At 61.0% G+C, this 26,810-nt stretch carries 30 protein-coding genes; 17 read left to right on the top strand and 13 right to left on the bottom strand.

Annotated features, from left to right (window positions below; all coding sequences use genetic code 11):
• The first annotated feature begins 80 nt into the window (after positions 1-80).
• From ACIQUF_RS00770 to ACIQUF_RS00780, 3 genes are read left to right on the top strand one after another with little or no spacing between them, the layout of a single operon-like run.
• The gene (locus tag ACIQUF_RS00770; protein WP_403126917.1) at positions 81-1,241 is read left to right on the top strand and encodes a nitrogen regulation protein NR(II); all 1,161 of its coding nucleotides are present in this window, start codon (positions 81-83) and stop codon (positions 1,239-1,241) included.
• Positions 1,242-1,246: 5 nt separating this feature from the next.
• Entirely contained in the window at positions 1,247-2,692 is a 1,446-nt protein-coding gene (locus ACIQUF_RS00775) for an ATPase domain-containing protein (protein ID WP_403126920.1), read from the top strand.
• 12 nt (positions 2,693-2,704) lie between these two features.
• Positions 2,705-3,058, top strand: a complete 354-nt coding sequence (locus ACIQUF_RS00780) for a response regulator (RefSeq protein WP_403126922.1) — start codon at positions 2,705-2,707, stop codon at positions 3,056-3,058.
• 57 nt (positions 3,059-3,115) lie between these two features.
• Here ACIQUF_RS00780 and csrA read toward each other — a convergent pair whose 3' ends face one another.
• From csrA to ACIQUF_RS00820, 8 genes are all read right to left on the bottom strand, one after another.
• Positions 3,116-3,313, bottom strand: coding sequence for a carbon storage regulator CsrA (gene csrA / locus ACIQUF_RS00785; RefSeq protein ID WP_012315047.1), 198 nt, complete (start codon positions 3,311-3,313; stop codon positions 3,116-3,118).
• Between the two features lie 254 nt (positions 3,314-3,567).
• Complete coding sequence (locus ACIQUF_RS00790; RefSeq protein ID WP_403126925.1) at positions 3,568-4,590, bottom strand: DNA topoisomerase IB; 1,023 nt, start codon at positions 4,588-4,590, stop codon at positions 3,568-3,570.
• A 55-nt stretch (positions 4,591-4,645) separates the two neighbouring features.
• Entirely contained in the window at positions 4,646-5,737 is a 1,092-nt protein-coding gene (modC, locus tag ACIQUF_RS00795) for a molybdenum ABC transporter ATP-binding protein (protein ID WP_403126927.1), read from the bottom strand.
• Between the two features lies 1 nt (position 5,738).
• Entirely contained in the window at positions 5,739-6,419 is a 681-nt protein-coding gene (gene modB / locus ACIQUF_RS00800) for a molybdate ABC transporter permease subunit (RefSeq protein ID WP_403126930.1), read from the bottom strand.
• Entirely contained in the window at positions 6,419-7,177 is a 759-nt protein-coding gene (modA, locus tag ACIQUF_RS00805; RefSeq protein ID WP_403126933.1) for a molybdate ABC transporter substrate-binding protein, read from the bottom strand. The genes modB and modA overlap by 1 nt, the downstream gene beginning before the upstream one ends.
• An 88-nt stretch (positions 7,178-7,265) precedes the next feature.
• Complete coding sequence (locus ACIQUF_RS00810) at positions 7,266-8,342, bottom strand: NAD(P)H-dependent flavin oxidoreductase (RefSeq protein ID WP_403126936.1); 1,077 nt, start codon at positions 8,340-8,342, stop codon at positions 7,266-7,268.
• Between the two features lie 23 nt (positions 8,343-8,365).
• Positions 8,366-8,536, bottom strand: coding sequence for a hypothetical protein (locus ACIQUF_RS00815; protein WP_403126939.1), 171 nt, complete (start codon positions 8,534-8,536; stop codon positions 8,366-8,368).
• Positions 8,537-8,543: 7 nt separating this feature from the next.
• Positions 8,544-8,846 carry a DUF1883 domain-containing protein gene (locus ACIQUF_RS00820; protein WP_039602623.1) on the bottom strand — a complete coding sequence of 101 codons (303 nt, stop codon included), beginning with the start codon at positions 8,844-8,846 and terminating at the stop codon, positions 8,544-8,546.
• Between the two features lie 160 nt (positions 8,847-9,006).
• Here ACIQUF_RS00820 and ACIQUF_RS00825 point away from each other — a divergent pair, with 160 nt between their 5' ends.
• The 11 genes from ACIQUF_RS00825 (at position 9,007) to ACIQUF_RS00875 (ending at position 20,188) form a co-directional block, all read left to right on the top strand.
• The gene (locus ACIQUF_RS00825; protein WP_403126943.1) at positions 9,007-9,366 is read left to right on the top strand and encodes a hypothetical protein; all 360 of its coding nucleotides are present in this window, start codon (positions 9,007-9,009) and stop codon (positions 9,364-9,366) included.
• A 145-nt stretch (positions 9,367-9,511) separates the two neighbouring features.
• Positions 9,512-10,171 (top strand): c-type cytochrome, encoded by a 660-nt coding sequence (locus ACIQUF_RS00830; protein WP_403126948.1) that lies wholly within the window; start codon positions 9,512-9,514, stop codon positions 10,169-10,171.
• A complete protein-coding gene (locus tag ACIQUF_RS00835) occupies positions 10,168-11,082 on the top strand; it encodes a c-type cytochrome (protein ID WP_403126952.1) in 915 nt (304 codons plus the stop codon). Before ACIQUF_RS00830 ends, ACIQUF_RS00835 begins: the two co-directional genes overlap by 4 nt.
• A 173-nt stretch (positions 11,083-11,255) precedes the next feature.
• Positions 11,256-12,095 carry a UTP--glucose-1-phosphate uridylyltransferase GalU gene (gene galU / locus ACIQUF_RS00840; RefSeq protein ID WP_060513464.1) on the top strand — a complete coding sequence of 280 codons (840 nt, stop codon included), beginning with the start codon at positions 11,256-11,258 and terminating at the stop codon, positions 12,093-12,095.
• 98 nt (positions 12,096-12,193) lie between these two features.
• Entirely contained in the window at positions 12,194-13,549 is a 1,356-nt protein-coding gene (gorA, locus tag ACIQUF_RS00845; RefSeq protein WP_403126955.1) for a glutathione-disulfide reductase, read from the top strand.
• 194 nt (positions 13,550-13,743) lie between these two features.
• Positions 13,744-14,274 (top strand): fimbrial protein, encoded by a 531-nt coding sequence (locus ACIQUF_RS00850; RefSeq protein WP_403126958.1) that lies wholly within the window; start codon positions 13,744-13,746, stop codon positions 14,272-14,274.
• Positions 14,275-14,334: 60 nt separating this feature from the next.
• Positions 14,335-15,072, top strand: a complete 738-nt coding sequence (locus ACIQUF_RS00855) for a molecular chaperone (RefSeq protein WP_403126961.1) — start codon at positions 14,335-14,337, stop codon at positions 15,070-15,072.
• Positions 15,073-15,097: 25 nt separating this feature from the next.
• Entirely contained in the window at positions 15,098-17,539 is a 2,442-nt protein-coding gene (locus ACIQUF_RS00860) for a fimbria/pilus outer membrane usher protein (RefSeq protein WP_403126964.1), read from the top strand.
• Positions 17,540-17,689: 150 nt separating this feature from the next.
• Positions 17,690-18,253, top strand: a complete 564-nt coding sequence (gene ahpC / locus ACIQUF_RS00865; RefSeq protein WP_274909605.1) for an alkyl hydroperoxide reductase subunit C — start codon at positions 17,690-17,692, stop codon at positions 18,251-18,253.
• Between the two features lie 124 nt (positions 18,254-18,377).
• Entirely contained in the window at positions 18,378-19,940 is a 1,563-nt protein-coding gene (gene ahpF, locus ACIQUF_RS00870) for an alkyl hydroperoxide reductase subunit F (protein WP_403126968.1), read from the top strand.
• Positions 19,941-19,999: 59 nt separating this feature from the next.
• On the top strand, positions 20,000-20,188 hold the full coding sequence (locus ACIQUF_RS00875; RefSeq protein ID WP_403126971.1) for a hypothetical protein: 189 nt from the start codon (positions 20,000-20,002) through the stop codon (positions 20,186-20,188).
• A gap of 6 nt (positions 20,189-20,194) precedes the next feature.
• On the opposite strand, the gene ACIQUF_RS00880 is transcribed toward ACIQUF_RS00875, so the two are convergent.
• From ACIQUF_RS00880 to nhaR, 3 genes are all read right to left on the bottom strand, one after another.
• Positions 20,195-20,842, bottom strand: coding sequence for a YceH family protein (locus tag ACIQUF_RS00880; protein WP_403126974.1), 648 nt, complete (start codon positions 20,840-20,842; stop codon positions 20,195-20,197).
• 88 nt (positions 20,843-20,930) lie between these two features.
• A complete protein-coding gene (gene sstT / locus ACIQUF_RS00885; RefSeq protein WP_403126977.1) occupies positions 20,931-22,139 on the bottom strand; it encodes a serine/threonine transporter SstT in 1,209 nt (402 codons plus the stop codon).
• Between the two features lie 45 nt (positions 22,140-22,184).
• Positions 22,185-23,078 (bottom strand): transcriptional activator NhaR, encoded by an 894-nt coding sequence (gene nhaR / locus ACIQUF_RS00890; protein ID WP_403126982.1) that lies wholly within the window; start codon positions 23,076-23,078, stop codon positions 22,185-22,187.
• A gap of 132 nt (positions 23,079-23,210) precedes the next feature.
• Between nhaR and ACIQUF_RS00895 the strand changes: the two genes are divergently transcribed.
• Positions 23,211-23,450 carry a hypothetical protein gene (locus tag ACIQUF_RS00895; RefSeq protein WP_403126987.1) on the top strand — a complete coding sequence of 80 codons (240 nt, stop codon included), beginning with the start codon at positions 23,211-23,213 and terminating at the stop codon, positions 23,448-23,450.
• A 25-nt stretch (positions 23,451-23,475) separates the two neighbouring features.
• Positions 23,476-24,228 (top strand): TerC family protein, encoded by a 753-nt coding sequence (locus ACIQUF_RS00900; RefSeq protein ID WP_403126990.1) that lies wholly within the window; start codon positions 23,476-23,478, stop codon positions 24,226-24,228.
• On the opposite strand, the gene ACIQUF_RS00905 is transcribed toward ACIQUF_RS00900, so the two are convergent.
• The gene (locus ACIQUF_RS00905) at positions 24,203-24,406 is read right to left on the bottom strand and encodes a hypothetical protein (protein WP_403126993.1); all 204 of its coding nucleotides are present in this window, start codon (positions 24,404-24,406) and stop codon (positions 24,203-24,205) included. The two genes, ACIQUF_RS00900 and ACIQUF_RS00905, sit on opposite strands and share 26 nt — an antisense overlap.
• A gap of 193 nt (positions 24,407-24,599) precedes the next feature.
• Here ACIQUF_RS00905 and ACIQUF_RS00910 point away from each other — a divergent pair, with 193 nt between their 5' ends.
• Entirely contained in the window at positions 24,600-25,286 is a 687-nt protein-coding gene (locus ACIQUF_RS00910) for a peptidase C39 family protein (protein WP_403126995.1), read from the top strand.
• Positions 25,287-25,331: 45 nt separating this feature from the next.
• On the opposite strand, the gene ACIQUF_RS00915 is transcribed toward ACIQUF_RS00910, so the two are convergent.
• The gene (locus ACIQUF_RS00915) at positions 25,332-26,615 is read right to left on the bottom strand and encodes an NAD(P)/FAD-dependent oxidoreductase (RefSeq protein WP_403126998.1); all 1,284 of its coding nucleotides are present in this window, start codon (positions 26,613-26,615) and stop codon (positions 25,332-25,334) included.
• Positions 26,616-26,810 lie beyond the last annotated feature (195 nt).

The raw sequence follows: 26,810 nt of genomic DNA on the forward strand, positions 1-26,810 counted from the left end.
CCGCTACCACACAGCCTGACCCAAGCGAGTAGTATTGGCTAAGCTCACTACGTCCTTCCCGCTGCGCCTGTGGAGTTTGCATGGTTTCGGCTGACTGCATCGATCACCCTGTCATGCCCGCTAGCCGCTATGAGCAGCTGGTGCAATCGGTGGTGGACTACGCCATCTATATGCTCGACCCATCAGGCCGCGTGGTGTCTTGGAATGCGGGGGCCGAGCGCATCAAGGGCTACCGTGCCGAGGAAGTGATCGGCCGGCACTTTTCGCTGTTCTTCACCCCCCAGGATTGCGCAGCGGGGCGCCCCGACCTTCTGATCAAGCAGGCCTTGGAAGAGGGTGTGGCGCAGGATGAAGGTTGGCGGCTGCGCAAGGACGGTACGCAGTTCTGGGCGTTGGCTGCCCTTGATGTTATCCGCGATGACGTGGGGCAGATCATCGGCCTGGCCAAGGTTACCCGCGATATCACTGATCGACGCGAATCGGCATTGCAACTGGACGCGATCCGTGCGCAGCTCTTCCAGGCGCAAAAGCTTGAGGCGCTTGGCCAGCTGACAGGCGGGCTGGCACATGACTTCAATAACCTGTTGACCATCATCATCACCTCGGCGAAGTTGGCGCTTGGCAGTCAAGACCCTGTTCGCGTGCAGCGCATGCTCGAGCACATTCTCGATGCGGGCCAGCGGGGGACGGAACTGACCCAGCAACTGCTCACTTTTGCCCGCCATCGACAGCTGGATGTCAGCCTGATTGCGCCCGCTACGGTGCTGGCTTCGACGCGAAACCTGCTGGAGCACGCCTTGCCGCGCGATATTGTTCTGCAAGAGCGGCTGCAACCTGACTTGCCTTTCATCGAGGTGGACGCGGGGCAGTTGCAGATGGTTTTGCTCAACCTGCTGTTCAATGCCCGCGATGCAATCGGCGAGCGCGGCACGATCTGCATTGCGCTCGATGCCGTTGCGCTCAGCGGTGAAGTGGACGGGATGCACGGTCCGTTCGTGTGCTTCGAGGTGCGTGACGACGGGGCGGGCATCGACCCGCAGGTGCTGCTACGCATTTTCGAGCCTTTCTTCACCACCAAGCCTTTCGGCAAGGGCACGGGCCTTGGGCTCAGCCAGGCTTACGGCTTCGCCAAGCAGAGCAATGGTGCAATCACTGTGGACAGCACGGTTGGCGTGGGCACCTGCATGCGCCTGTATTTGCCAGCGTCCCGGCAGGATGCCGATACCCAACCCCACAGGTAGCCATCATGGTTCAGGCACTCAAACGACTGTTGACGGGAATTGAAGGGCTCGATGCCCTGCTCAGGGGCGGCTTGATTGCGGGCGCTTCATACATCGTTCAAGGGCCGCCTGGGGCGGGCAAGACCATTCTTGCCAACCAGTTGGCCTATGGCCATGTGCGCAGTGGTGGCCGGGTATTGGTGGCGACCTTGCTCAGCGAGTCGCATGAGCGGCTGTTCCAGTACCTGGCAACCCTCGATTTTTTCGACCCGGCTCTGATCGGTGACCAGATTCAATTCGTCAGCGCCTTCGATACCCTCGAACAGGAAGGGCTGGACGCTGTGGTCAAGTTGCTCCGCCAGGAGATCGTGCGGCAGCAGGCCAGCCTGTTGATCGTCGATGGCGTGCTCAATGCCCGGGTACGCGCTGAAACCACGCTGGACACCAAGAAGTTCGTTTCGGAGCTGCAAGGCCATGCCGCCTTTGCAGGGTGTACCGTGCTACTGCTGACCAGCGCACGGTTGGACGAGGGCAGTCCGGAACACACGATGGTCGATGGTGTCATCGAATTGGGCGAGCAGCTTGTGGGCAGCCGGGCCGTGCGCCATGTACAGCTGCGCAAGACGCGCGGCAGCGGCTCACTGTCTGGGCGCCACGAATGCCTGATCGATGAGGCGGGGATGCATGTCTATCCGCGCATTGAGTCACTCTACAGTCACCCCAGTCAGTTTGGCTCGGCCACATTGTCGCGGGTCACCACGGGAGTGCCGGCACTGGATGAAATGCTCGGCGGCGGCTTGACCGCAGGCTCGGTCAGCCTCTTGATGGGGCCGTCGGGAATCGGCAAGACCTCCTTGGGCCTGGCGTTTCTAGGCGCCGCCACCTGCGATGCGCCCGCGCTGCATTTCGGGTTCTACGAAACACCGGCGCGGTTGCGCCTGAAGGCTGCCTCGTTGGGTTACGATTTCACCGAGCTGGAACGCCAAGGCGCCTTGCAATTGTGCTGGCAGCCGACAACCGAAGGGTTGCTGGACCAGGTCGGTGCGCGACTGCTCGAATCTGTCGAGCAGCAGGGCAGCAAGCGTGTGTTGATCGATAGCCTAGGCGCGTTCAGCCGCCTGGCTGTCGACCCTGCGCGGCTCAATGCGTTCTTCCGAGCGCTGGCCGGCGAGCTGCGGGCGCGAGATGTCAGTGTCATGCTCACCTGGGAGATGCGCGACCTGTTCGGCTCGGAAATCACCGCCCCGGCGCCTGACCTGTCGAGCATCGTCGACAACCTCATGCTGATGCGCTTCGTCGAGCTTGAGTCCCAGTTACGGCGCATGTTGTCGATTTTGAAAGTGCGCGACAGCCAACATGACCCCGCGTTGCACGAGCTGCTCATCGACTCGCAAGGGATCAGCCTGTGCAAGGCTTTCAAGGGCGCATGTGGCGTGCTCTCGGGGACACCGGTGCCGCAAGGGAGCGGGTGACGGGCCCAGTAGATGAACACCATCCTGATCGTCGATGACGAATACCTGATCGCCGATATCCTGGGCTTTGCCCTGGAGGATGAGGGGTTTCTGGTAGAAAAGGCGAGCAATGGGCGCAAGGCCTTGGAGGCTTTAAAGGAGAAGCGCGTGGAGTTGGTGATCACCGACTACATGATGCCGGTGCTTAATGGTGAAGAACTTGCCAAGGCAATACGTGATGAATTGGAGTTGCCCGACCTGCCGGTGATTCTGATGAGCGGCGCCCAGGCCAGCCAAGGACGCCCGGAATTATTCGCCGCAGTGTTCGACAAACCGTTCGACATGGACAGGATGATTGCCAAGGTGCGCGAACTGCTCGGCACCTGAGGCCTGGGTATACCAACCACCCGATCAAGCGCATCCGTGCGGCTTGAAGCGAAGCACTCAGTGTTGGTCGTCGTGTTTTTCCGGCGCGGGGCTGCCAGCCTGGATGCGCTTGAAGATTTCTTCGCGGTGCACCTGAACGTCTTTGGGTGCATCGATGCCAATCCTCACCTGCATCCCTTTGACGCCCAGAATGGTGACTTTGATGTCATCGTTGATGACGATGCTTTCGCCAACCTTACGGGTGAGTATCAGCATGTAGTTCTCCTTGGTGATGTAGAAATCCGCCAGGCCAAGTGCCGCAGCGGTGGGAGCCTGTCCCTCTTCCTTCTCATTAAAGACGCTTTCGGCGGATATTAATTCCCCCGAAGATCAAATTCTGTTGGCCATCTTGAGTTGCAGGCAGCGAAGTTGAACGCATTAAGGGTGTCGGTGGAGGTGCTCGCTGGCAAGGATAGGGGGCTTCGGGCCGAATGGGAAATTTCTCTGAACGATGAGAGAAATAGCCGCGCTCAATCATCGGGTGCATCTTCGAGCGCCTGGAGAAACAGCAGCAGGGCAACCTCCTCCGGCTCCAGGCCTTTGCGCACGCGGCGTCCTGGCAAGTTTGTCAGCCGGCCCAGCGCGTAATGCTCAAGCACCGCGGGATGGATGTAGCAGCGTCTGCACACGGCTGGGGTATTGCCCAGGCGTGCGGCGACTTGCTTGACGATGGCCGCAACCTGGCGCTTGGCTTCGCTCTCCGGCTCCCAAGCCAAGGGCCTGAGCAGGCTCAGCGCCAGGCTGCTACCCGCCCAGGTGCGGTAATCCTTGGCGGTGAAGTCAGCACCCGTGAGCTGCTGTAGAAACTGGTTGACCTCACTGGAACCGATGCTGTGCCGCTGGCCGTTTTCATCCAAGTATTGGAACAGCGCCTGCCCAGGCAGCTCCATGCAGCGTTTGAGCAGGTTTGCCAGGCGCCGATCACGCAGGGTGACGTTGTGCTCCACGCCGCGTTTGCCTCGGAACTGGAAGCGGATGGTACTGCCTTCGACTTTTACATGGCGGTTGCGCAGGGTAGTCAGCCCATAGGACTTGTTGTCGCGCAGATAGCGCTGGTTGCCAATGCGGATCAGCGTGTGGTCCAGCAAGCTGACGACCAGGGCCATGACCTTCTCCCGGTCCAGCCCGGGTCGGGCCAGATGGGCTTCCAGTTGCGCGCGAAGCTTGGGCAACGTTTGGGCGAATGCCAGCATCCGCCCATACTTGTGCTGATCGCGCAGTTCGCGCCACTGCGCATGGTAACGGTACTGCTTGCGGCCACGTGCATCCTTCCCTGTGGCTTGCAGGTGGCCTTGCGGATCGGCGCAGATCCACACATCGGTGTAGGCAGGGGGGATGACCAGCGCCGCGATGCGCGCCAGGGTTTCAGCATCGCGCACCCGTTGGCCCTGCGTATCGAGGTAGATGAAGCGGTCGCGCCATCGGCGCCGGCTCAGGCCGGGCTGGCTGTCGTCAACATAATGCAGGCTGGGGGGCAGGGTGCAGTCGAGCATTGCGGCGGCCTCGATCAGGTCTCTGAGCAATGGACAGCGGCTGATCGCTTGATGCTCAGCCCAACAGCGCCACCGACTTGATCTGAGCGTACAGCGCCTGACCGGGATGCAGGCCGAGCTGATCCGCCGAAAAGCGGGTGATGCGTGCCAGCAATGCGTTGCCGCCGGCATCCAGGCTGACCAGTACATGCGCCGGGTTGTCTGCCGGGCACGCCTCTTTGACTCGCACCGCCAATCGGTTGAGGATGCTCGAAGCGCTGTCTGCCGCCAGCGCGAGGCTCACGTCGCGGGCCTGCACCTTGACGCGCAAGGTGCTGCCCATACTGTGCGCCGGGTGAGCGATGCGCAGCACAGTGGCATCGTTGCCGGGCAGGCGCAGATCAAGCAAGTCGTAATACGGGTCGTGGCCGACCACCAAGCCTTCGAACACCACGCCAGCGTCCTCGCCCTGGGCCAGCGACAGGTCCAGGCGGGCCAGCGTCTCACCGATTGGCCCGCTGGCCATGGCCTTGCCTTGCTCCAACAGCACCAGGTGGTCGGCCAGCCGTGCCACTTCGTCCTGAGCATGGCTGACGTACACCAGCGGGATGTCCAGTTCGTCGTGCAGCCGCTCCAGGTAAGGCAGGATTTCGCGTTTGCGTGGCCCGTCCAGCGCGGCCAGAGGTTCGTCCATCAACAGCAGGCGCGGGCTGCTGAGCAATGCACGAGCAATCCCGACGCGTTGGGCCTCGCCACCGGACAAGGTGGCCGGTTTGCGTTCAAGCAGGTGTCCGATGCCTAGCAATTGGCACGCCTGATCGAGACTGACTTTGCGTTCGCCGGGGGCAATCCGCCGCCAGCCAAACTCCAGGTTGCCGCGCACCGACAAATGCGGGAACAGGCTGGCCTCCTGGAATACGTAGCCCACCGGCCGCAGGTGGGGGGGCTGAAAGTAGCCGCGTGCGCTGTCTTCCCACACTTCGCCATTGACTTCGATGTACGCGCTGGCAGCCCGCTCCAGCCCGGCCAGGCAGCGCAGGCATGAGGTCTTGCCCGAACCTGAGTGACCAAACAGCGCGCTGATGCCACGTCCAGGCAGTTGCAAGTCGACATCCAGGGTGAAGTCGTCGCGGGCCAGTTTCAGGCGCGCCACAATCGATCCGCTCATTTCAGCTCCAGCCAGCCTTGCCGCGGCGCCCAGCGTACAGCAGGAGCAGCACCAGGAACGAGAACACCAGCATGGCACCGGCCAGCCAGTGGGCTTGCGAATATTCCATGGCCTCGACGTGATCGAAGATCTGCACCGAGACCACGCGGGTCTTGTCCGGAATGTTGCCACCGATCATCAGCACCACGCCGAACTCGCCCACGGTATGGGCGAAGCCGAGAAGGCTGGCGGTAACGAAACCCGGCCGCGCCAGCGGCAGCACCACGTGGACGAAGGTGTCCCACGGGCTGGCGCGCAGCGTTGCGGCAACTTCCAGCGGGCGCTGGCCAATGGCGCCGAAGGCGTTTTGCAGAGGCTGCACCACGAACGGCATGGAATACACCGTCGAGCCGATCACCAGGCCGGTGAAGCTGAACACCACACTACCCAGGCCCAGCGCCTGGGTGGCCTGGCCTATCCAGCCATGCGGGCCGAGGGCGATCAGCAGGTAAAAACCGATGACTGTCGGTGGTAGCACCAATGGCAGTGCCACCACCGCGCCCACTGGCCCGCGTAGCCAAGAGCGCGTGCGCGCCAGCCACCAGGCGATAGGAGTGCCAATGATTAGCAGAATCAGGGTGGTCAGGCTGGCCAGCTTGATGGTCAGCCAGACTGCCCCCAGGTCACTGGCATCGAGTGGCATCAGAGCTCATAACCGTAAGATTTGATCACTGCAGCCGCTTTAGGGCCTTTCAGGTATTCGACCAGCGCCTTGGCAGCGGCATTGTCCTTGCCCTTGTTGAGGATCACGGCGTCCTGGCGGATCGGGTCATGCAAGTTGGAAGGCACGATCCACGCTGAGCCGTTGGTCACCTTGCCGTCCTTGTAGATCTGCGACAGGGCGACGAAACCCAGTTCCGCGTTGCCGGTGGAAACGAACTGGAAGGCCTGGGTAATGTTCTGGCCTTCGACGATCTTGGCCTTGGTGGCTTCAGTCAGTTTCAGCTTGTCCAGCACCTGAGTCGCGGCCAGGCCGTATGGCGCGGCTTTCGGGTTGGCGATGGACAGGTGCTGGTACTCGTTCTTCTTCAGCACTTCACCCTTGGCATCCACGTAACCGTCCTTGGCCGACCACAGGGCCAGGGTGCCGATGGCGTAGGTGAAGCGCGAGCCTGGGACGATTTCCTTCTCTTGCTCGAGTTTGGCCGGGGTGCTTTCGTCAGCGGCAAGGAACACTTCGAACGGCGCACCATTCTTGATCTGTGCGTAAAACTGCCCGGTCGCGCCATAGGCGGCGATCAGCTTGTGGCCAGTGTCTTTTTCGAAGTCCTTGGCGATGGCCTGGATCGGCGCAGTGAAGTTGGCGGCGACCGCAACCTGTACCTCGTCGGCCCAGGCGCTGTTGAGGGTGACCAGGCTGGCCAGGGCGGTGGCGGTCAGGTGGGACAGGCGGATACGCATGAAGACAGCTCCTTGAGGTTATCGTTATAGCGATGACTATATAGCGATAAGCCATTGGCCGGGAAGGGGCTGTTCAGGCTGTATCTTTTCAGCGCCCGACAATCGCCAACGCCTTATTGGCAATTTCTCGCGTCAGTTGCTCAGCCGGGGCGTGCCGGCCCAAGCGCAACGCTTGCCCCGACCACAAGTTGCTGAAGTCGCTACTACCCTGAGGTTCGCTGATCGCCCGAAGCGGCATCAGCGCGCCCCCGGCCAGCGGGAAGCGTGGCGCCAGTGCACTCATCGGCTTCAGCTCACGCATGATGCGGTTGTTGATGCCGCGTGCCGGGCGCCCGGTGAACAGGTTTGTCAGGGCCGTGTCGCTGGCCGATGCACTATTCAACGCACGGCGGTGGGCTGGGGACACCTTGGCCTCGGGGCAGAACAGATAAGCCGTACCGATCTGCACGGCGCTTGCGCCCAGGGCCAGCGCCGCGACCAGGCCACGATGATCGGCAATGCCGCCCGCAGCGATTACCGGCAGTTCCACCGCGTCGGCAATCTGCGGCACCAGGGCGAAGGTGCCGACCTGGCTGGTGATGTCTTCACTGAGGAACATGCCGCGATGGCCGCCGGCTTCGTAGCCCATGGCGATGATTGCGTCGCAGCCGTTGGCTTCTAGCCAGAGGGCTTCTTCGACCGTGGTGGCGCTGGACAAGACCTTGGCCCCTGCGCTTTTTACCCGTTGCAGCATTGCCGCTTCAGGCAACCCGAAGTGGAAGCTCACCACTTCAGGACACAAGTGTTCGACCCATTGGCAGCTCTGCTCATCGAAAGGCGCGCGGTTCGAGACCGGGGTGGGCGCCTCGAAATCGGCACCAAGCTCTTCATAGTAAGGCTGGAGCGCCTGCTTCCAGCGTGCATCGCGCTCGCTGTCGGGTTCGGGCGGTTGGTGGCAGAAGAAGTTGAGGTTCAGTGGGCGGCCTGGGCACGCGCTGCGAAAAGCAGCAATTTCCCCGCGAATCTGTTCGCCCGTGAGCATGGCGCAAGGCAAGGCGCCCAGGCCGCCGGCACGGGCCACGGCGATGGCCATGGCCGAACCGCTGGCACCGGCCATGGGCGCCTGAAGGATGGGCAACTCGATGCCCAGCAGATCGAGAATACGACGGTCGGGCCAGTTGCTCATGCGGTTCTCCTTGGCGAGCTGCCTTAAAGTGCCTTGCTTACCTGTATGTCGCTGATCTTGTCGGCGTCCTCGCCATGAATCTTGCGCAGGGCATCCATCGCCTGCTCGTGCGAGGCGTCGGGCATCACGGCGAAATCCCAGCGGCGCTCGCCGTCGAGCTTGTATTTGATGACGTATTTGATGTTCTGGGTCATGGCGGTCTTATCTGAGTTTCGACGACGAGCGACGGATGATCTTGATCTTGTGGGTCAAGGTTGGCTTGCGCGTTACCGAGATCGGGCGAGTGGTCACGGTGTCGATGGTGATGTTCCAGAAACCGGTGCTGGGTACCGTGATCTTGGCCGGGAAACGCTCGAAGTGGCCGCCGTGATAAGTGTGTCGACCGCCATTTTTGAAGCTGCGGAAGTTGGCGTCGTTCATCAGGCGGATATTGCAGCGCTGAGAACACTCGATGACGACGATATCGTCCTCGTTGAGGTGCTCGCGCTGGTGTACGAATTTCATGGGGTGCTCCGCAAGGTCTGGCTCTGCAAACGTGAACGATACCACGATGTCGGGACTTGCTGCCGCGCCTGATGGCAGGGTGACGGATAAATCTGCCAAAGCACGGAGCAAAAGTGCCTGACTGTGGTCGAACCCATTCCTGATAGCTGAGGTGTTGCAAATGAAGTGGATGGTTGCGGCGTTGTCCCTGGCGCTGGGGGGGTGTGTCAGCGTATCGGAGCTTGAGCAGTCACACGAAACCCTCGACGTGATTTCCGGCAAATCGCCGCGCGAGTATGCCGATTGTGTGAAACAAGAACTGACCGAAACCCGCGATCCGCTGATCGAGGAAAAACGTGACGACGGCCTGCGTTTGATCGTGCCGCAGAAGCTTACATCCGGTGCCGGGCCCGCAGCGTTGGTGGACATTGACAAACGCGGCAGCGGCAGCAGCATCAAGCTGCATGAGCGCTTGAACAACTTCCCGCTGCGCCTGGGCGATGTGCGCACGGCAGCGACCAAATGCATCTCGGGCAGTTGATCTGGCTCAACTGAAACGCAGTTAACAGGTCAATGATCGCCCTTTGGAAGGGGATGGCGTTGTTACGAGCGTCTGGGCGGGGCTAGTATCCATTTGCTTATGTTTTTTAAGCCTAAGCTTATAACAAAAGAAATGGAGATTCGTGATGAGCCCGTTCAGTCGAGTGGCGATCAGCAGCATGCTGGTCTTCGCCTGGCCAATGGCGCATGCCGCCGATGGCCAGAAAGTCTTCACCCAGGGCGGATCCAACCCCGCTGCCATGGCCTGCCTGAGTTGTCATGGCGCTGATGGTAACGGCATTGCCGCCGCTGGGTTTCCGCGGTTGGCGGGCCTGCCGGCCGGTTATCTCAGCAAACAATTGCATGATTGGCGAGATGGCAGTCGCAAGCAGGCGGTGATGGAGCCGCTGGCCAAGGCATTGAGCGAGGAAGAAATCACCGCGGTCAGCCTCTATCTGGCCAGCCTGCCCGGCAACCCGGCGCCCGGCCAGCGTCGCCAACAGATCGCCGACGACGCCACCACGCGCCTGGCCCTCTACGGCGACTGGACCAGACAGATACCCGGTTGCGTGCAATGCCACGGTCCGGGTGGCAGCGGAGTTGGCGAACATTTTCCAGCATTGGCCGGGCAGCCGGCCAGTTACCTGGTGGCACAACTGAACGGCTGGCGCGACGGCAGCCGCAGCAATGACCCCAATCAGTTGATGGTGAATGTGGCCAAGGCCATGACCGAGGAGGAGGTCAAGGCTATTGCCGAGTACTTCGCCAGCCCCGCCAGCCCTGCCAGCCCGGAGGCCAAGCCATGAAAATGCTGATGCCATCGTTGCTGCTGTGGGGCGTGGCTAATGCCCTGGCGGCGCCTATCGCCATGGAAGATCAGTCCCAGCTTAAAATTGCACCTGGGCAGACCTCTGCTCAGTTTGTGCCACCCGCTGAAAGCAAGTTGCCGGACAATGCTTTTGGCAAGCTGGTCCGCGAAGGTCATGCACTGTTCGTCGATACGCGTCGTTTGATGCCTGAAGCTGTGGGTAACGGCATGAATTGTAGCAATTGCCACCTAGACCAGGGGCGCTTGGCCAATTCTGCGCCGATGTGGGGTGCTTATCCAATGTACCCGGCGTATCGCAAGAAGAACGACAAGGTGAATACCTATGCCGAACGCATCCAGGGTTGTTTCCAGTTCAGTATGAACGGCAAACCGCCGGCGGCCGACAGTCCGCAGATGACCGCCCTTTCGGTGTATGCCTACTGGCTGTCGAACAACGCCCCAACGGGGGTGGAAATGGCCGGTCGCGGTTATCCCGACGTGGCTCAGCCGCAGGGCGGCTACGACTTCAAGCGCGGCCAGCAGGTCTACCGCGAGCAATGCGCGATCTGTCATGGTGACGAGGGTGAAGGGCAAAAAGTGGCCGGTGATTACGTGATGCCGCCGTTATGGGGCCAGGAGTCCTACAACTGGGGTGCCGGCATGCACCGGATCAACACGGCTGCGTCTTTCATCAAGCACAACATGCCCCTGGGCAAACCAGGCAGCCTGAGCGATCAGGAAGCCTGGGACGTGGCGGCGTGGATCAACCGTCATGAACGCCCCCAGGATCCAAGACTGGTGGAGGGATCCATCGAGAAAACCCGGTTGAAGTTTCACGCCAACGATGGCGTGAATTTGTATGGACAGACGGTGGAGGGTGTGTTGATCGGGCAGGGAACAGGGGGCTGAAGCGTATACCGGTAGTCGTTGCCGGTCGTATTCTTCACGATCCGTAGGAACTATCTACACTGGGTTATCTCTATGTTCCCATCGGTCGGCCACAGGCGGGGCATTGTAAGGTGACTGCCGCCTGATTAGACTGCGCCGAATTCCACAGTGTCTGCCTTTGTTTAAGGACGTTTATGATCAAGAAATGCTTGTTCCCGGCAGCCGGTTACGGCACTCGCTTCCTGCCTGCTACCAAAGCCATGCCCAAGGAAATGCTGCCAGTGGTCAACAAGCCACTGATCCAGTATGGCGTTGAAGAGGCACTGGACGCTGGCCTGAACGAGATTTCCATCGTCACCGGCCGCGGCAAGCGCGCCCTGGAAGACCACTTCGACATCAGCTACGAGCTGGAAAACCAGATCAAGGGCACCGACAAGGAAAAATACCTGGTCGGTATCCGTCGCCTGCTGGACGAGTGCTCGTTCTCCTACACCCGCCAGACCGAAATGAAAGGCCTGGGCCACGCCATTCTCACTGGTCGTCCGTTGATCGGTGACGAGCCGTTCGCGGTGGTGCTGGCGGACGACCTGTGCGTCAACCTCGAAGGCGATGGCGTGCTTGCGCAGATGGTTGCGCTGTACAAGAAGTACCGCTGCTCGATCGTCGCCATCCAGGAAGTCGATCCGCAAGAAACTAACAAATACGGCGTCATCGCCGGTGAAGAGATCAAGGACGGGATCTTCCGCGTAGACTCCATGGTCGAGAAACCCAAGCCGGAAGACGCACCTTCCAACCTGGCGATCATCGGTCGTTACATCCTGACGCCGGACATCTTCGAGAAGATCGAACAGACAGAACCGGGCAAAGGTGGCGAGATCCAGATCACCGACGCGCTGATGAAGCAGGCGGCCGAAGGTAACGTGATCGCCTACAAGTTCAAGGGCAAGCGTTTCGACTGCGGTGGTGCCGAAGGCTACATCGAGGCGACCAACTTCTGCTTCGAGCACTTCTACAAGGCCGGCAAGGCGTACTGATTCGCCCCTGCAGGTCGACGAGCCATCCTTCGGGGTGGCTTTTTTGTTTGTGGCGGCCAACGGCGGTATGCTGAGCGCCAGCCAAGGAGACTGAATACATGGCCTACGATTTTGATCTGTTCGTGATAGGCGCCGGTTCCGGCGGTGTGCGCGCGGCGCGCTTCGCCGCGGGCTTTGGCGCAAAAGTGGCAGTGGCCGAGAGCCGCTACCTGGGCGGTACCTGCGTCAACGTCGGCTGCGTACCCAAGAAGCTGCTGGTTTACGGTGCCCACGTCGCCGATGAACTGGAACAAGCCGCAGGCTTCGGCTGGACCTTGGAAGAAGGTCATTTCGACTGGGGCACCCTGATCGCCAACAAGAACCGCGAGATTGAGCGCCTCAACGGTATCTATCGCAACCTGCTGGTCAACAGTGGTGTGACCTTGCTGCAAGGCCATGCGCGCATCACCGCGGCCAACGAAGTGGAAGTAGAAGGTCAGCGTTACAGCGCCAAACACATCCTGATCGCCACCGGCGGTTGGCCGCAGGTGCCGGATATCCCAGGCAAGGAACTGGCCATCACCTCCAACGAGGCGTTCTACCTCAAGGAGCTTCCACGTCGCGTGCTGGTGGTGGGCGGCGGTTACATTGCCGTTGAGTTTGCCGGGATCTTCCAGGGTCTGGGCGCCAATACCACCTTGCTCTATCGCGGCGATTTGTTCCTGCGCGGATTCGATGGTTCGGTCCGTACTCATTTGAAAGAAGAGCTGGAGAAACGCGGCCTGGATTTGCAGTTCAATGCCGATATCCAGCGCATCGAAAAACAGGAAGACGGCAGCCTCAAGGCCACCCTCAAGGACGGTCGCGAGCTGATCACCGACTGCGTGTTCTATGCCACTGGCCGGCGCCCGATGCTCGACAGTCTGGGCCTGGAAAACACTGGTGTGGAGCTGGACCCGCGCGGTTACATTCGCGTTGACGAGCAGTATCAGACCACTGCGCCGTCGATCCTGGCCATCGGCGATGTGATCGGTCGGGTGCAGCTGACTCCGGTGGCTCTTGCCGAAGGCATGGCGGTAGCACGACGCCTGTTCAAACCTGAACAGTATCGCCCGGTGGACTACCAGAACATCCCCACGGCAGTGTTCAGCCAGCCCCCCATCGGCACCGTGGGCCTGACCGAAGAGCAGGCACTGGAGGCCGGGCACAAGGTACAGATCTTCGAGAGCCGCTTCCGCGCCATGAAGCTGACCCTTACCGACATCCAGGAGAAAACCCTGATGAAGTTGGTGGTGGATGCCGAGACCGACAAGGTGCTGGGTTGCCACATGGTCGGGCCAGACGCTGGCGAGATCATTCAGGGTTTGGGAATTGCGCTCAAGGCGGGCGCGACCAAGCAGCAGTTCGACGAGACCATTGGTGTGCATCCTACGGCAGCAGAAGAATTCGTCACGATGCGTACGGTTACCCGTTAACGACTCTCGACAGGAAGATGACCTCTTCAAAGTGAGGTCGTTTTCCTACTTGTGCGGCCCGCGATTCGTCGGGCTGACTGATGAGTCACCCTACATATTTACCTCATCACCTTACTGATACTACTCGTGCCGCCAAGGCGGTTGCAGCCTGGCAGTCATTGCCTGGTAATGTCTATCAGAATGAAAAGGTGACTATGAACACTTTCTCGAAATACTTGCTTGCAAGCAGTTGCACCCTGCTTTTCTGGGCTCAGGCAGCCCAGGCTGACTACGGTGATATTTCGTTCGATGGCCACGTAGATGCGCCAACCTGTGTCATTAATGGAGGCAACGGTACCTTACCGGTGACGCTGCCGAACGTGAACGCCTCTCTGCTGAGCAGGGCCGGTCAAACCGCCGGCCAGACGCCTTTCCAGTTAAATCTTTCCAACTGCTCGCCCGGCATCACCCGAGTATCGACCCATTTCTCTCCCGGTGCGACGATCAGCCCGGAGGGCCGCCTGATTGTGGATGCTGGCGGGAGCGAGAATGTCCAGCTGGAGTTGCTCAACGATCAGCAAAGGCCGATGAACCTAGCGGGTGCAAAAGGCCAGCAGAACTCGCAAGTGGTTCAGATCGTCAATGGCAACGCAACATTGCGTTACGCCGTACGGTACTACTCCACAGGTGGGACCACGCCTGGAACGGTAGCCTCCCGTGTGCAGTACGCGCTGGACTATCCGTAACCCTTGAAAGAAGGCAGCCCATCTGGGCTGCCTTTTCTTCTGTTCCTGAGCACAATTACCATGCGCCTTTTATCCAACGCCTTGCGGCGCGGGGTGCTGCTGGCTGTCTGCCTGGCATCCCCGCACCTCGCTGCCAATGTGGTTATCGCCAACACTCGGGTGGTCTTTCCTGCCGAGCAGCCCGAAGTGACCGTCAAACTGAGCAACGTTGGCGGCACGCCATCGCTGGTTCAGGCCTGGGTCGACGATGGTCACCCGCAGAGCCAGCCGCAGGACCTGCACATCCCCTTCAATGTAATGCCGGCAATGTTTCGCCTGGATGCGGGTAAGGGCCAGAGCCTGAGGCTGTTCCAGGCTGGCGAAGCCATGCCCACTGATCGCGAAAGCCTTTATTGGCTCAACGTGCTTGAAGTGCCGCCAAAAGGTTCGGGCAATGCCCTTCAGGTTTCGTTGCGCTCGCGGATCAAGTTGATGTATCGGCCAGCGGGTTTGCAAGGCAAGGCCAGGGATGCTCACCAGGCAATCTCCTGGCAATGGCTTCGCGAAGGCAGGCAATGGGTATTGGTGGCTGATAATGCGAGCCCCTATGTGGTCAACCTGGCCAGCTTGACCGTGCTGCAGGAAGGGCGGGCTGCGATGGCCTTGGAGCCAAGCCACATGCTGCCATTTGCCAGCACCCGCTTCAGAGTCGAGGACATGGCCAACCCGGCCAAGGCTCAATTGCAGTATGCCTTCATTGATGACCATGGCGCAGTGCGCGAAGCGCCAGCGTTGACGAAGGTGCGGGTGGCAGAATGAGGCGCGGTGGCACAAGGGCTGTACGATGAGTAGGCGCTACCTTCATTGTCATGCGCTTGCTGGCGTTTTCTTCGCATACTTTGCAGGCCATGCCGCCGCCGTTGAGTTCGATGCCGGGCTTCTGCGAGAGGGGACTTCGGTCGACCTTCGCCGTTTCGAGCAGGAGACGACAGTGCCCGAAGGGGTCTACACCCTCGATGTCTCAGTGAATCAACAATGGGTGGGGCGCCAGAAGGTGTCTTTGCGTGTACAGGGGTTAAGTGGTCAGGCAGCGCCCTGTTACAGCGAGACTTTGTTACAGAAGCTCGGGGTTGATCTGCAGCGGCTGGACGGTCAAACCCGCGACCAACTGGCGCAAGACGGAGCCTGCGTCCGGCTGGCTGAAAGTGTTGCGGCTGCAAGTGAAACACTGGACTTCGGCAACCTGCAGCTGCATCTGCAAATGCCGCAGTACGCCTTGTTGCGCCTACCCAGTGGCTATCTCCCGCCGGAAAATTGGGACAGCGGTATCACCGCAGGTTTTTTCGACTATCGACTGAATCTCTACGAACAGCAAAACCTTGAACAAGGCGACTCCACACGCCAGGCCTACCTCGGGCTGCGCAGTGGATTCAATACCGGCCAGTGGTACTGGCGTCATGAGGGTAGCTGGCAAGCTTCTACGGGCATGCCTGCGCGTTATCAGCCGATATCGACCTCGGTACGCCGAGATATCCCTGCCTGGTCAGCGCAGTTGACGCTGGGTGACAGCTACAGTGGCTCTGACATATTTGAAGGTATCGCCATGCGTGGCGTGCGGCTGGGCAGTGACCCGCGCATGCTGCCGGAGGAACAGCGCGGGTACGCTCCGGTGGTGAGAGGGGTTGCAAACAGCGTTGCACTGTTGAGCATTCGCCAGCGTGGTGTGCTGCTGCATGAGTCGACCGTAACGCCTGGCCCGTTTGAAATCGATAGCCTGTACGCCAGCGGCCTGAACGATGACCTGGAGGTCAGCCTGCGGGAAGCCGATGGCAGCGTGCGAACGTTCTTCCTGCCGTATCAGGCGGCACCGCTTGCACTACGTCCAGGGGCGTGGCGTTTCGAGTTGGCCAGCGGGGTGTTTCGGGAGGCAGAAGGTCAATCGGGACCAGGTTTCGTGCAGGGCAGTTGGCAACAAGGGTTGGATAACCGCTTCAGCGTACACGGCGGCTCATGGTTAGCTGAGGATTACCTGGCAAGTGCCATGGGCGTGGCAATGAATACTGCGTTTGGTGCGGTGGGCCTGACTGGCTATCACGCGACTGCTACCCTTCCACGAAATCGGCATGTGCAAGGCCAGGCCTGGCGGCTGAGCTGGCGACAGCGTTTGAGCGAGACGGGAACCGACCTGGGCGCGACCTTGACCCGTAGCGAAGGGCCTGACTACTACAGCTTCAACGACTATGCCCGTTCAATTAGTGGCGTGCGTACCGACGCGCTTCGCTGGCAGGCGGGCCTGACCGTTGGCCAGCCGTTGGGGGAGCGGGGCGGGCGCCTGGCCTTCAGCGCCAGCCTTCGGCAAAGCTGGTCTGGCCAAAGCCAGAAGAGCTACTCGCTTGGTTACAACCATCACCTGGGCAGGATCGGTTACAGCATCAACCTGAGCCGCGAGCTGCGTGGGACACGCGAGCCCATCAACACCCTCATGTTCAGTGCCAGCATGCCACTAGGCGAGCGGCGCCGTTCTTCGCTCAGCGCAACGCTCGACAGGGATTCACGAGGGCAGGTCAGATCCAACGTGCGTTGGAGTGGAGTGTCGGGGGAGCGAGGGCAGTGGGGGCATGGCTTGGCGGTGCTGCATCAAGGCGGGGATCGAGCAGACGGTGGCTTTGACGCCAACTTGCTGCACCGCGGTTCGAGCGGCGTGATCAGTGGTTCTTTGTCGAGCCGTCGTGGTTATCGCCAGGCAACGTTCGGGGCGCAAGGGGCTGTGGTTGCCCATGCGGGCGGAGCTATCACAGCACCGCCGCTGGGCGAAAGTTTTGCCATCGTCCATGCGCCGGGTGCCGCCGCAGCCCGCATACGGCAGCAGCCAGAGGTGAAACTTGATCGACGTGGCTACGCAGTAGTCCCTTCATTGTTGCCTTATAGCATCAATACGATCGAGCTAGACCCCAAAGGCATGTCGCGTGATACCGAATTGCTGCTGGCCGCGCAATCGGTGGTGCCACGGGCTGGCGCTGCATCGCTGTTGCATTATCCGACGCGTACTGGTCGTGAGTTCACGCTGCAGGGAAAGTTCGATGATGGCAGTGCCTTGCCGTTTGGCGCGCAGGTCTTTGATGCGCAAGATAATGAACTGGGTATGGTCGGGCAGGGCGGGCGCCTGCATGTGCGCTCTGATGCAGAGGAGGGCACGCTCAAGGTCAAGTGGGGCGATGAGCATTGCTCGATCCACTACCAGCTGCATGCGGATCAAAGCCCGCCGGCCTACCTGTGCCGGCAGTGAAGGGTCGTTGGAATCAAACAATCTATCGAAATGAATTCTTTATAGCCAAAACCAATCACCAGCATGAGCTTTGCCAATGAGCCTTATCGGCGACCAGCGGTTAGGATTCACTCCATCAACTGATTCCAACCCCATGAAGGAGTGTCTCTCATGCCAATCATCAACAGCCAGGTCAAACCGTTCAACGCCACTGCTTACCACAAGGGCGAGTTCGTCCAGGTCAGCGAAGCCGACCTGAAAGGCAAATGGTCTGTCGTGTTCTTCTACCCGGCCGACTTCACCTTCGTCTGCCCGACCGAACTGGGTGACCTCGCCGACAACTACGCCGAGTTCCAGAAGCTGGGTGTGGAAATCTACGGCGTGTCCACCGACACCCACTTCACCCACAAAGCCTGGCACGACACCTCGGACACCATCGGCAAGATCCAGTACCCACTGATCGGTGACCCGACCCACATCATCTCGCGCAACTTCGACGTGCTGATCGAAGAAGCCGGCTTGGCCGATCGCGGTACCTTCGTGATCAACCCGGAAGGCCAGATCAAGATCGTCGAACTCAACGACGGTGGTGTTGGCCGTGACGCAGCCGAACTGCTGCGCAAAGTGAAGGCTGCCCAGTACGTTGCCGCTCACCCAGGCGAAGTCTGCCCGGCCAAGTGGAAAGAAGGCGAAGCCACCCTGGCCCCGTCGCTGGACCTGGTCGGCAAGATCTAAGGTCATGCGTCAACCGTGGGCGGTGAGCAGCCGCCAAAGCTGAACGTCTCATTGCCCCGCCAAACGCCCGGGCGCTAGTGCCTGGGCGTTTTTGTATCCGAAATTCGAAAAAGGAATCGCCCGTATGTTGGACGCCACGCTTAAATCGCAACTGAAAACCTACCTGGAGCGGGTCACCCAGCCGATCGAGATCGTTGCCTCCCTCGACGACGGCGCGAAGTCCCGCGAACTGCACGACCTGCTGGTGGAAATTGCCGGCCTGTCGAACCTGATTACCTTTAGCGCGGACGGTAGCGACGCTCGTCGTCCTTCGTTCTCGCTTAATCGCCCGGGTGCAGACATTAGCCTGCGTTTTGCCGGCATCCCCATGGGCCACGAATTCACCTCCCTGGTACTGGCGCTGCTGCAAGTCGGTGGCCACCCGTCCAAGGCCAGTAGCGACGTGATCGAGCAGATCCAGGCGCTGGAAGGCGAATTTACCTTCGAAACCTATTTCTCGCTTTCTTGCCAGAACTGCCCAGACGTAGTTCAGGCGCTGAACTTGATGGCGGTGCTCAACCCGAACGTGCGCCACGTGGCCATCGACGGTGCGCTGTTCCAGGCAGAAGTCGAGTCGCGCAAGGTGATGGCGGTACCTAGCATTTACCTTAACGGCGAAGTGTTCGGCCAGGGCCGCATGGGCCTTGAAGAGATTCTCGGCAAGCTCGACACCAACGCCGGCAGCCGCCAGGCCGAGAAGATCAACGCCAAGCAAGCGTTCGACGTGCTGGTGGTCGGCGGCGGCCCCGCCGGTGCCTCGGCAGCCATCTACGCTGCGCGTAAAGGTATTCGCACCGGTGTCGCCGCCGAGCGTTTCGGCGGCCAGGTACTCGACACCCTGGCTATCGAAAACTTCATCTCGGTGCAGGAAACCGAAGGGCCGAAACTGGCCACGGCGTTGGAAGAACACGTCAAGCAATACGACGTTGACATCATGAACCTGCAGCGCGGCGAAGCGCTGATCCCGGCCACCGACGGCGGCCTGCATGAAGTACGCCTGGCCGGCGGCGCCTCGCTCAAGGCCAAGACCGTGATCCTCGCCACCGGCGCCCGCTGGCGTGAAATGAACGTGCCGGGTGAGCAGCAATACCGTGCCCGTGGCGTGGCCTACTGCCCGCATTGTGACGGCCCGCTGTTCAAGGGCAAGCGTGTGGCGGTGATCGGCGGTGGCAACTCTGGTGTTGAAGCGGCCATCGACCTGGCCGGTGTCGTCGCCCACGTAACGCTGATCGAGTTCGACAGCCAGCTGCGTGCCGATGCCGTGCTGCAGCGCAAGTTGCACAGCCTGGCGAACGTCAAGGTGATCACCAGCGCGCTGACCACTGAAGTGCTCGGCAACGGTGAGAAAGTGACTGGCCTGCGCTACAAGGACCGCACCACCGACCAATCGCATGATCTGGCGCTGGAGGGCATCTTCGTGCAGATCGGCCTGCTGCCGAATACTGACTGGCTCAAGGGCACGGTCGAGCTGTCGCCGCGCGGCGAGATCATCGTCGACGCCAAGGGCGCGACCAATATCCCTGGCGTGTTCGCGGCGGGTGATGTGACCACCGTGCCGTACAAGCAGATCGTCATCGCTGTGGGAGAGGGCGCCAAGGCCTCGCTGTCAGCCTTCGACCACCTGATTCGCACCACGGCACCGGCGTAAATCTGGCATAAACCTGAGGGTGTCTATCATTACCCCAGACACTCTCAGGAATCTCACCCATGACCCTGATCAGCCGCGAACCCTGGTGGCTAGTGCCACCACAGCCCGGGCAGAAAGAGCAGGACCTGCACTGGGGCTACCTGGAAATCTACGCCGACGGCCGCACCGTGTTCGTCGACCAGCGCCCCAGTGACCGGGAGCTGGCAGAACGCAAAAGCTGCCGCAACTTCCCTGAACCGGAACACTGAGTGGGCTTAGCCTTCGAGTTCGGCCAAGCGCGCCTCCAGGGCTGCAATCCGAGCTTCGAGGGCTTCGATCCGTTCTTCCGAAACATTCCCACCACTGCTACGGCTGCCCCCTTCCTGCTGGCGCGCGGCGAGAATCGCCTCGATTTCCGCTGGATCGCCGAGCGCATGGGTATAGCGGTCTTCGCGCTGGCCGGCCTGGCGAGGCAGGTGCAGGGCAAGGTCGCGCGAAATCAGGCGTTCGAGCTGGTGCTGGATCTGTTCAGTGTCGTCGAAGTCGTGCAGGCGGTTGCTGCGAGTCAGCAACTCGTTGAGTGTCTGCGGCCCGCGCAGGAACATCAGTCCCATCAGGATCAACTGCGCCGGTACCAGCTCCAGCGCTTTGTCCACGCGCTGTTCCCAGCGGTCGGCGCGGCTGCCCATCTGCAGCCGGGTCATGTCCTTGCCTTCGAGGGCACGCAGTGCCTGGCCGACCTGGCCTTGAGTCAGGTTCATGACCGGTTCGCGGCTGGTCTTCTGATTGCACGCCAAGAGCAGGGCGTTGAGGGTCAGGGGGTAGCTTTCGGGGCTGGTGGCCTGTTTTTCGATCAGTGCGCCGAGAATGCGGATCTCGGTACCGGTGAAGCGGCCTTCGTCTGCGGTTTGGTGTTCTGACATGGCCCTGTCTCATTGCGAGGAAAAGGCCACTAGCGTAGGTAAAGCCATCGCTCAAGGCAATCGGGGCCGCATCGCGGCCCCTGCCATTTCAGCTGCGACGCTCTTCAGCCTGGCAGGCCGCCGCAGTGAACAGCACGTCGGTCGACGAGTTCAGTGCAGTCTCCGCCGAATCCTGCAGCACGCCGATGATGAAGCCCACCGCCACCACCTGCATGGCGATTTCGCTGGGAATGCCGAACAGGCTGCAGGCCAGCGGAATCAGCAGCAGCGAGCCGCCGGCCACGCCCGAGGCACCGCAGGCGCATACAGCTGCGACCACGCTCAGCAGCACGGCAGTCGGCAGGTCGACCGGGATGCCTAGCGTGTGCACGGCAGCCAGGGTCAGCACGGTGATGGTGATGGCTGCGCCGGCCATGTTGATGGTCGCACCCAGCGGGATCGACACCGAGTAGGTGTCCTCATGCAGGCCCAGACGCTCCGACAGTGCCAGGTTGACCGGAATATTGGCAGCCGAACTGCGCGTGAAGAATGCCGTGATGCCGCTCTCGCGCAGGCACAGCAAGGTCAGCGGATAAGGGTTGCGGCGGATCTTCCAGAACACGATCAACGGGTTCATCACCAGCGCCACGAACAGCATGCAGCCGATCAGCACCGCCAGCAGGTGCAGATAGCCCAGCAGGGCATCCAGGCCGGACTGGGCGAGGGTGGAACTGACCAGGCCGAAGATCCCCAGCGGGGCGAAGCGGATCACCACGCGCACGATCAGGGTCACGCCATTCGAGAGGTCCTCGACCACGGTGCGGGTGGTCTCTCCGGCATGGCGCAAGGCGACACCCAGGCCGATGGCCCAGGTCAGCACGCCAATGAAGTTGGCGTTGAGCAGGGCGTTGATCGGGTTGTCGACTGCGCTCAGCAGCAGGTTCTGCATCACTTCGCCGATGCCGCCGGGGGCGCTCAACGTGGCCTCGCCGGTGCTCAGGGCCAGGTGCGAAGGGAACAACATGCTGGCGACCACGGCCACCACCGCGGCAGCGAAGGTGCCCAGCAGGTACAGCCAGAGGATGGGCCGGATATGGGTTTCCTGGCCATGGCGATGGTTGGCGATCGAAGCCATGACCAGGATGAACACCAGCACCGGCGCCACGGCCTTGAGGGCACTGACGAACACCTTGCCGAGGAAGCCCAGGTCGCGGGCGATGGCTGGCGCGATGAGGGCCAGGGCGATGCCGGCGAGCAGGCCGATGACGATCTGGGTCACCAGGCTGGTGCGGTTGAGAAGGCGAAGGATGGGGGACATGTGCAGCAAAATCTCGGTAACGTCAAAGGCCGCGACTTTAACACGTCACCAATGAAACAACTCCTTTCTCGCGCCCTCGGTGATCGCCACGATCCCTGGATGTTTGACTTTGCGCTCCACTGAAATGGCGTAGAACGACTCCTGCACCGCGTCCGTCTGGCCGATCAGCTCGACGCCGTACTGGCGGCACACTTCCTCGGCGATCACGCTCGGGGCAACGAAAATGCCGCTGCCGGACTGGCCGAACGCCTGCATCAACGCACTGTCATCGAACTCGCCCACGATCCTTGGTTGAACCTGCTGCTCTTCGAGCCAGCGCAACAGGCGGCTGCGCACCACGGTCTCCTGGCCAGGGATCAGCAAGGGTGCATCGTGCAGGCAGGCGGGAAAGCCCCCGGCATGGCGCTGCGCCAGGGCCTTGGTGGCGAAAAAGCTCAGGCCGCATTCGCCGAGCTTCTGGCTGTAACCCTTGATGTCCAGGTGATTGGGCATCGGGCTGTCGGAAATCACCAGGTCCAGGCGCTGGATCGCCAGGTCGGCCAGCAGGCGTTCCAGCTTGTCTTCACGGCAGTTGATACGCAGTACGTCATCCAGCTCCATGGTGGGGGCGAGCAGGCGGTAGACGATCGACTTGGGCACCACGTCGGCCACCCCCACGCGGAACAGGATCTGCTCCTGCGGGCCGGCGCGCAGCATGGCCTCCAGTTCGCCACCAAGCTGAAACATCTGTTCGGCATACACCAGGGTCTGGCGACCGGTTTCGGTCAGCTCAAGCTGCCGGCCGACCCGCTGGAACAGTTCCAGGCCGTAGGTCTGCTCGAACAGGCTGATCTGCCCGCTGATGGTTTGCGGGGTCAGGTTCAACTGCTCACTGGCGCGGGCGATGCTGCCGGTTTTGGCCACGGCCCAGAAGTAATGCAGCTGGCGATAATTGAGCATCGCTGTTCTCGATTCGTGAAAACCGAAGTATAACCGCTGAAAATACGAATTTTCCTGATGTATCTGGATGTTTAAAATCCGCCTCCATCAGGCGCATTGCGCGCCGCGCGGATATCGACAAGCGAGGACCCCATGCTGCAATTCAAATCCATCGGCACACCGTTGGTGCTAGCCTTGGCCCTGTTCAGCCTTGCTGGCTGCGACCAGGCCGAGAAATCTGCCCAGCAGATGCTCGACCAGGCCGCCAAGTCGGCCAAGCAAGCCATCGATGACACCAACAAGGCGGCGCAGGACGCCTTGAGCGACGCCATCGGCACCGAGGGCGAGAAGCCCAAGGACGCCGAGCCGCAAGACAAGACCCAGGACATCTGACCCAGAACCGTTGCAGGACTGAAAAATGGAATATTTGCTGGAACTCGCCGCAAGCCCCACCGCCTGGGTAGCCCTTGCCACCTTGGTGGCCATGGAAGTCGTACTGGGTATCGATAACCTGATCTTCATCTCGATCCTGACCAACAAGCTGCCGGTCGAGTACCGCTCCAAGGCGCGCCGTATCGGGATCAGCATGGCCCTGGTCATGCGCCTGGCGCTGCTCAGCACCGTGGCCTGGATCGTGCAGTTGACCGACCCCGTATTCGAGGTGTTCGGCAATGCCTTCTCCTGGAAGGACGTGATCCTGATCGCCGGTGGCCTGTTCCTGCTGTGGAAGGCGACCAAGGAAATCCACGAGAGCGTCGACCCGCATGGCGCCAAGGAAGAAGCCAAGGTTTCCTCCACGGTCACCCTGGGCTTCGCAGCCGCGATCTTCCAGATCCTGCTGCTGGACATCGTCTTCTCGGTCGACAGCATCATCACCGCCGTGGGCATGACCGAGCACCTGCCGATCATGATCATTGCCGTGATCAGTGCCGTGATCGTCATGATGGTGGCCGCCGACCCGCTGGCGAACTTCATCAATGACAACCCGACCGTGGTGATGCTGGCCCTGGGCTTCCTGATCATGATCGGCATGACCCTGATCGCCGAAGGTTTCGGTGCCCACGTGCCGAAGGGTTATGTGTACGCGGCGATGGCCTTCTCGACAGTGATCGAGATGCTTAACATCTTCGCTCGCCGTGCACGCCTCAAGCGTGAGGCGGCTGAGGGGTAAGACGATGCCGAGGGGCGTGTTGCGCCCCTTTCGCGGGCTGCGGTTTGACCGCGGCCTGCGGTGGCAGGTGGTGATGGTGTGAATGACGCCGCACGATACGCAAAACGCCCCATAACATGGCGGCAGCGACACTAAGCCACATACCCACCAGCATGAGAATTGCCACAGTCATACTCATGTGTGCCTCCTTCTCTCGGGCCAGCCCACGGCTCACCCTCCAGACACTGCTTTAGTCTAGCTCCGCGTTTGTGACGTTCCATTGATCGAAGGTCTATTGCTTGGTTCGTTTGGTTCCAAGCCTGCACCGGGCTATACCGGCGCGGCGCTGGGCCCTATGATCGGTGGCCTAGAGTCAGAACAAGCGAGTGTCCATGCAACTTCCTACTTTCAAATCGTGGGGCCTCGGCCCACGCCGCCTGTTGCTGGCGTGCCTGATCGCGGCAAGTGTGAGCGGGTGTGCAAGCGCGCCACCGGCGACGCTCAAGGGGCTGCCACAGCGGGTCGAGATCAGCAGCGTGCCGTTCTATCGCGGTAATGCCAATCACAGCGGGGCCATGGCTCTGGCGGCGCTGCTTTCGCAACAGGGCGCACCGATTACCCCGGGGCTGCTGGACAAACCCTTGAACCTGCCGCAGGGCGCCGAGTCGCTGGCCACCAGCATTCCTCGCGTGGCACGCGATTACGGCATGGTTGTATACCCGCTGGACAAACAGCTCGATGCCTTGCTGGCCCAGGTAGCCGGCGGCAACCCGGTGCTGTTGCGCTATGAGGAAGGTTCGGCATGGTGGAGCGAGCCGCGTTATGCGCTGCTAATCGGCTATGACCGTTACAAGCAGCGGGTGCTGTTGCGTTCAGGCATGCACCGGCGCCAGTTGATGGCCTTTGATGATTTCGAATCAGCATGGGTGAAGGAGGGGAGTTGGGCAGTGTTGATACAGCCGCCACGACAACTACCGGCCCAGGTGGACCGGCAGCGCTGGCTGCAGGCTGCCGACGAACTGGCCCGGGCGGGCCAGGAGGTGGCGGCTAAACAGGCGGTGAATAGCCTGGGGCGGTAACCTGCCAGTGCCGGGCTCTTTGCCAAGAACCCGGCACCGATTGCATCAGAAGCCCAGACGGTCGCGCAGGCTGTAGTACCAGGCACCAATGGCGCTGAACGGTACACGCAGCATCTGGCCACCTGGGAACGGGTAGTGCGGCAGGCCGGCGAACGCGTCGAAACGTTCCGCCTGGCCACGCAACGCTTCGGCCAGCACTTTGCCTGCCAGGTGCGTGTAGGTCACGCCGTGGCCCGAGCAACCCTGCGAGTAATAGATGTTGTCGCCGATACGGCCGACTTGCGGCAGGCGCGACAGGGTCAGCAGGAAGTTGCCGGTCCAGGCGTAGTCGATCTTGACGTCTTTCAACTGCGGGAAGGCCTTGAGCATTTTCGGGCGGATGATCGCTTCGATGTTGGCCGGGTCGCGCGCACCGTAGACAACACCGCCGCCGAAGATCAGGCGCTTGTCGCTGGTCAGGCGGTAGTAGTCGAGCAGGTAGTTGCAGTCTTCGACGCAGTAGTCCTGTGGCAGCAGGGTGCGGGCCAGTTCCTCACCCAGCGGCTCGGTGGTGATCACCTGGGTGCCGCATGGCATCGATTTGGCAGCCAGTTCAGGCACCAGGTTGCCCAGGTAGGCGTTGCCGGCGACGATGATGAACTTGGCGCGGATCTTACCCTGTGGGGTGTGCACGACCGGGTTGGCGCCACGCTCGATGCGGATGGCCGGGGTCTGTTCGTAGATGATGCCGCCCAGCGACTCGACCGCGGCCGCTTCACCCAGGGCCAGGTTCAGCGGGTGGATGTGGCCGCCGCTCATGTCCAGCATGCCGCCGATGTAGCTGTCGCAGGCCACGACTTCACGGATGCGCTTCTGGTCCATCAGTTCCAGTTGGGTGTGGCCGAAACGCTCCCACAAGCGCTTTTGCGATTCCAGGTGACCCATTTGCTTGGACGTCAGCGCGGCAAACACGCCACCGTCTTTCAGGTCGCACTGGATGTTGTACTTGGCCACGCGCTCACGGATGATGCGGCCGCCTTCGAAAGCCATATGGCCGAGCAGTTGTGCCTGCTTGGGGCCAACGGTGCGTTCAATTACATCGATGTCGCGGCTGTAGCTGTTGACGATCTGGCCGCCGTTGCGGCCCGATGCGCCGAAACCGACCTTGGCCGCTTCGACGATGCTCACCTTGAAGCCGTTTTCCAGCAGGAACAATGCGCTGGACAGGCCGGTGTAGCCGGCGCCAATGATGCACACATCGGTTTCCACCTCACCCTGCAGCGCCGGACGTGGCGGCACCGGGTTGGCCGAGGCGGCGTAGTAGGACTGGGGGTAGGGGGTGTTAGCCATGTTGCAGGAACCTCGTGTTTTATATTTTTAACGAATGTACTGATGCTATCAATAATAATAAACACCCGCTAGTCGTCCGTTGAAAATCCTTTACTGCCCGCTGGGCACCCCTTCTCTATAAAGGGTTTAAGATTCAGTGAGTTAGCTCAAAAAAAAGTGTTGACACTGATTTTGGAATGCGTAGAATGCGCACCA

It is taken from the genome of Pseudomonas sp. NPDC090233 (assembly GCF_044772285.1).
In the GTDB taxonomy this organism is placed as follows: domain Bacteria; phylum Pseudomonadota; class Gammaproteobacteria; order Pseudomonadales; family Pseudomonadaceae; genus Aquipseudomonas.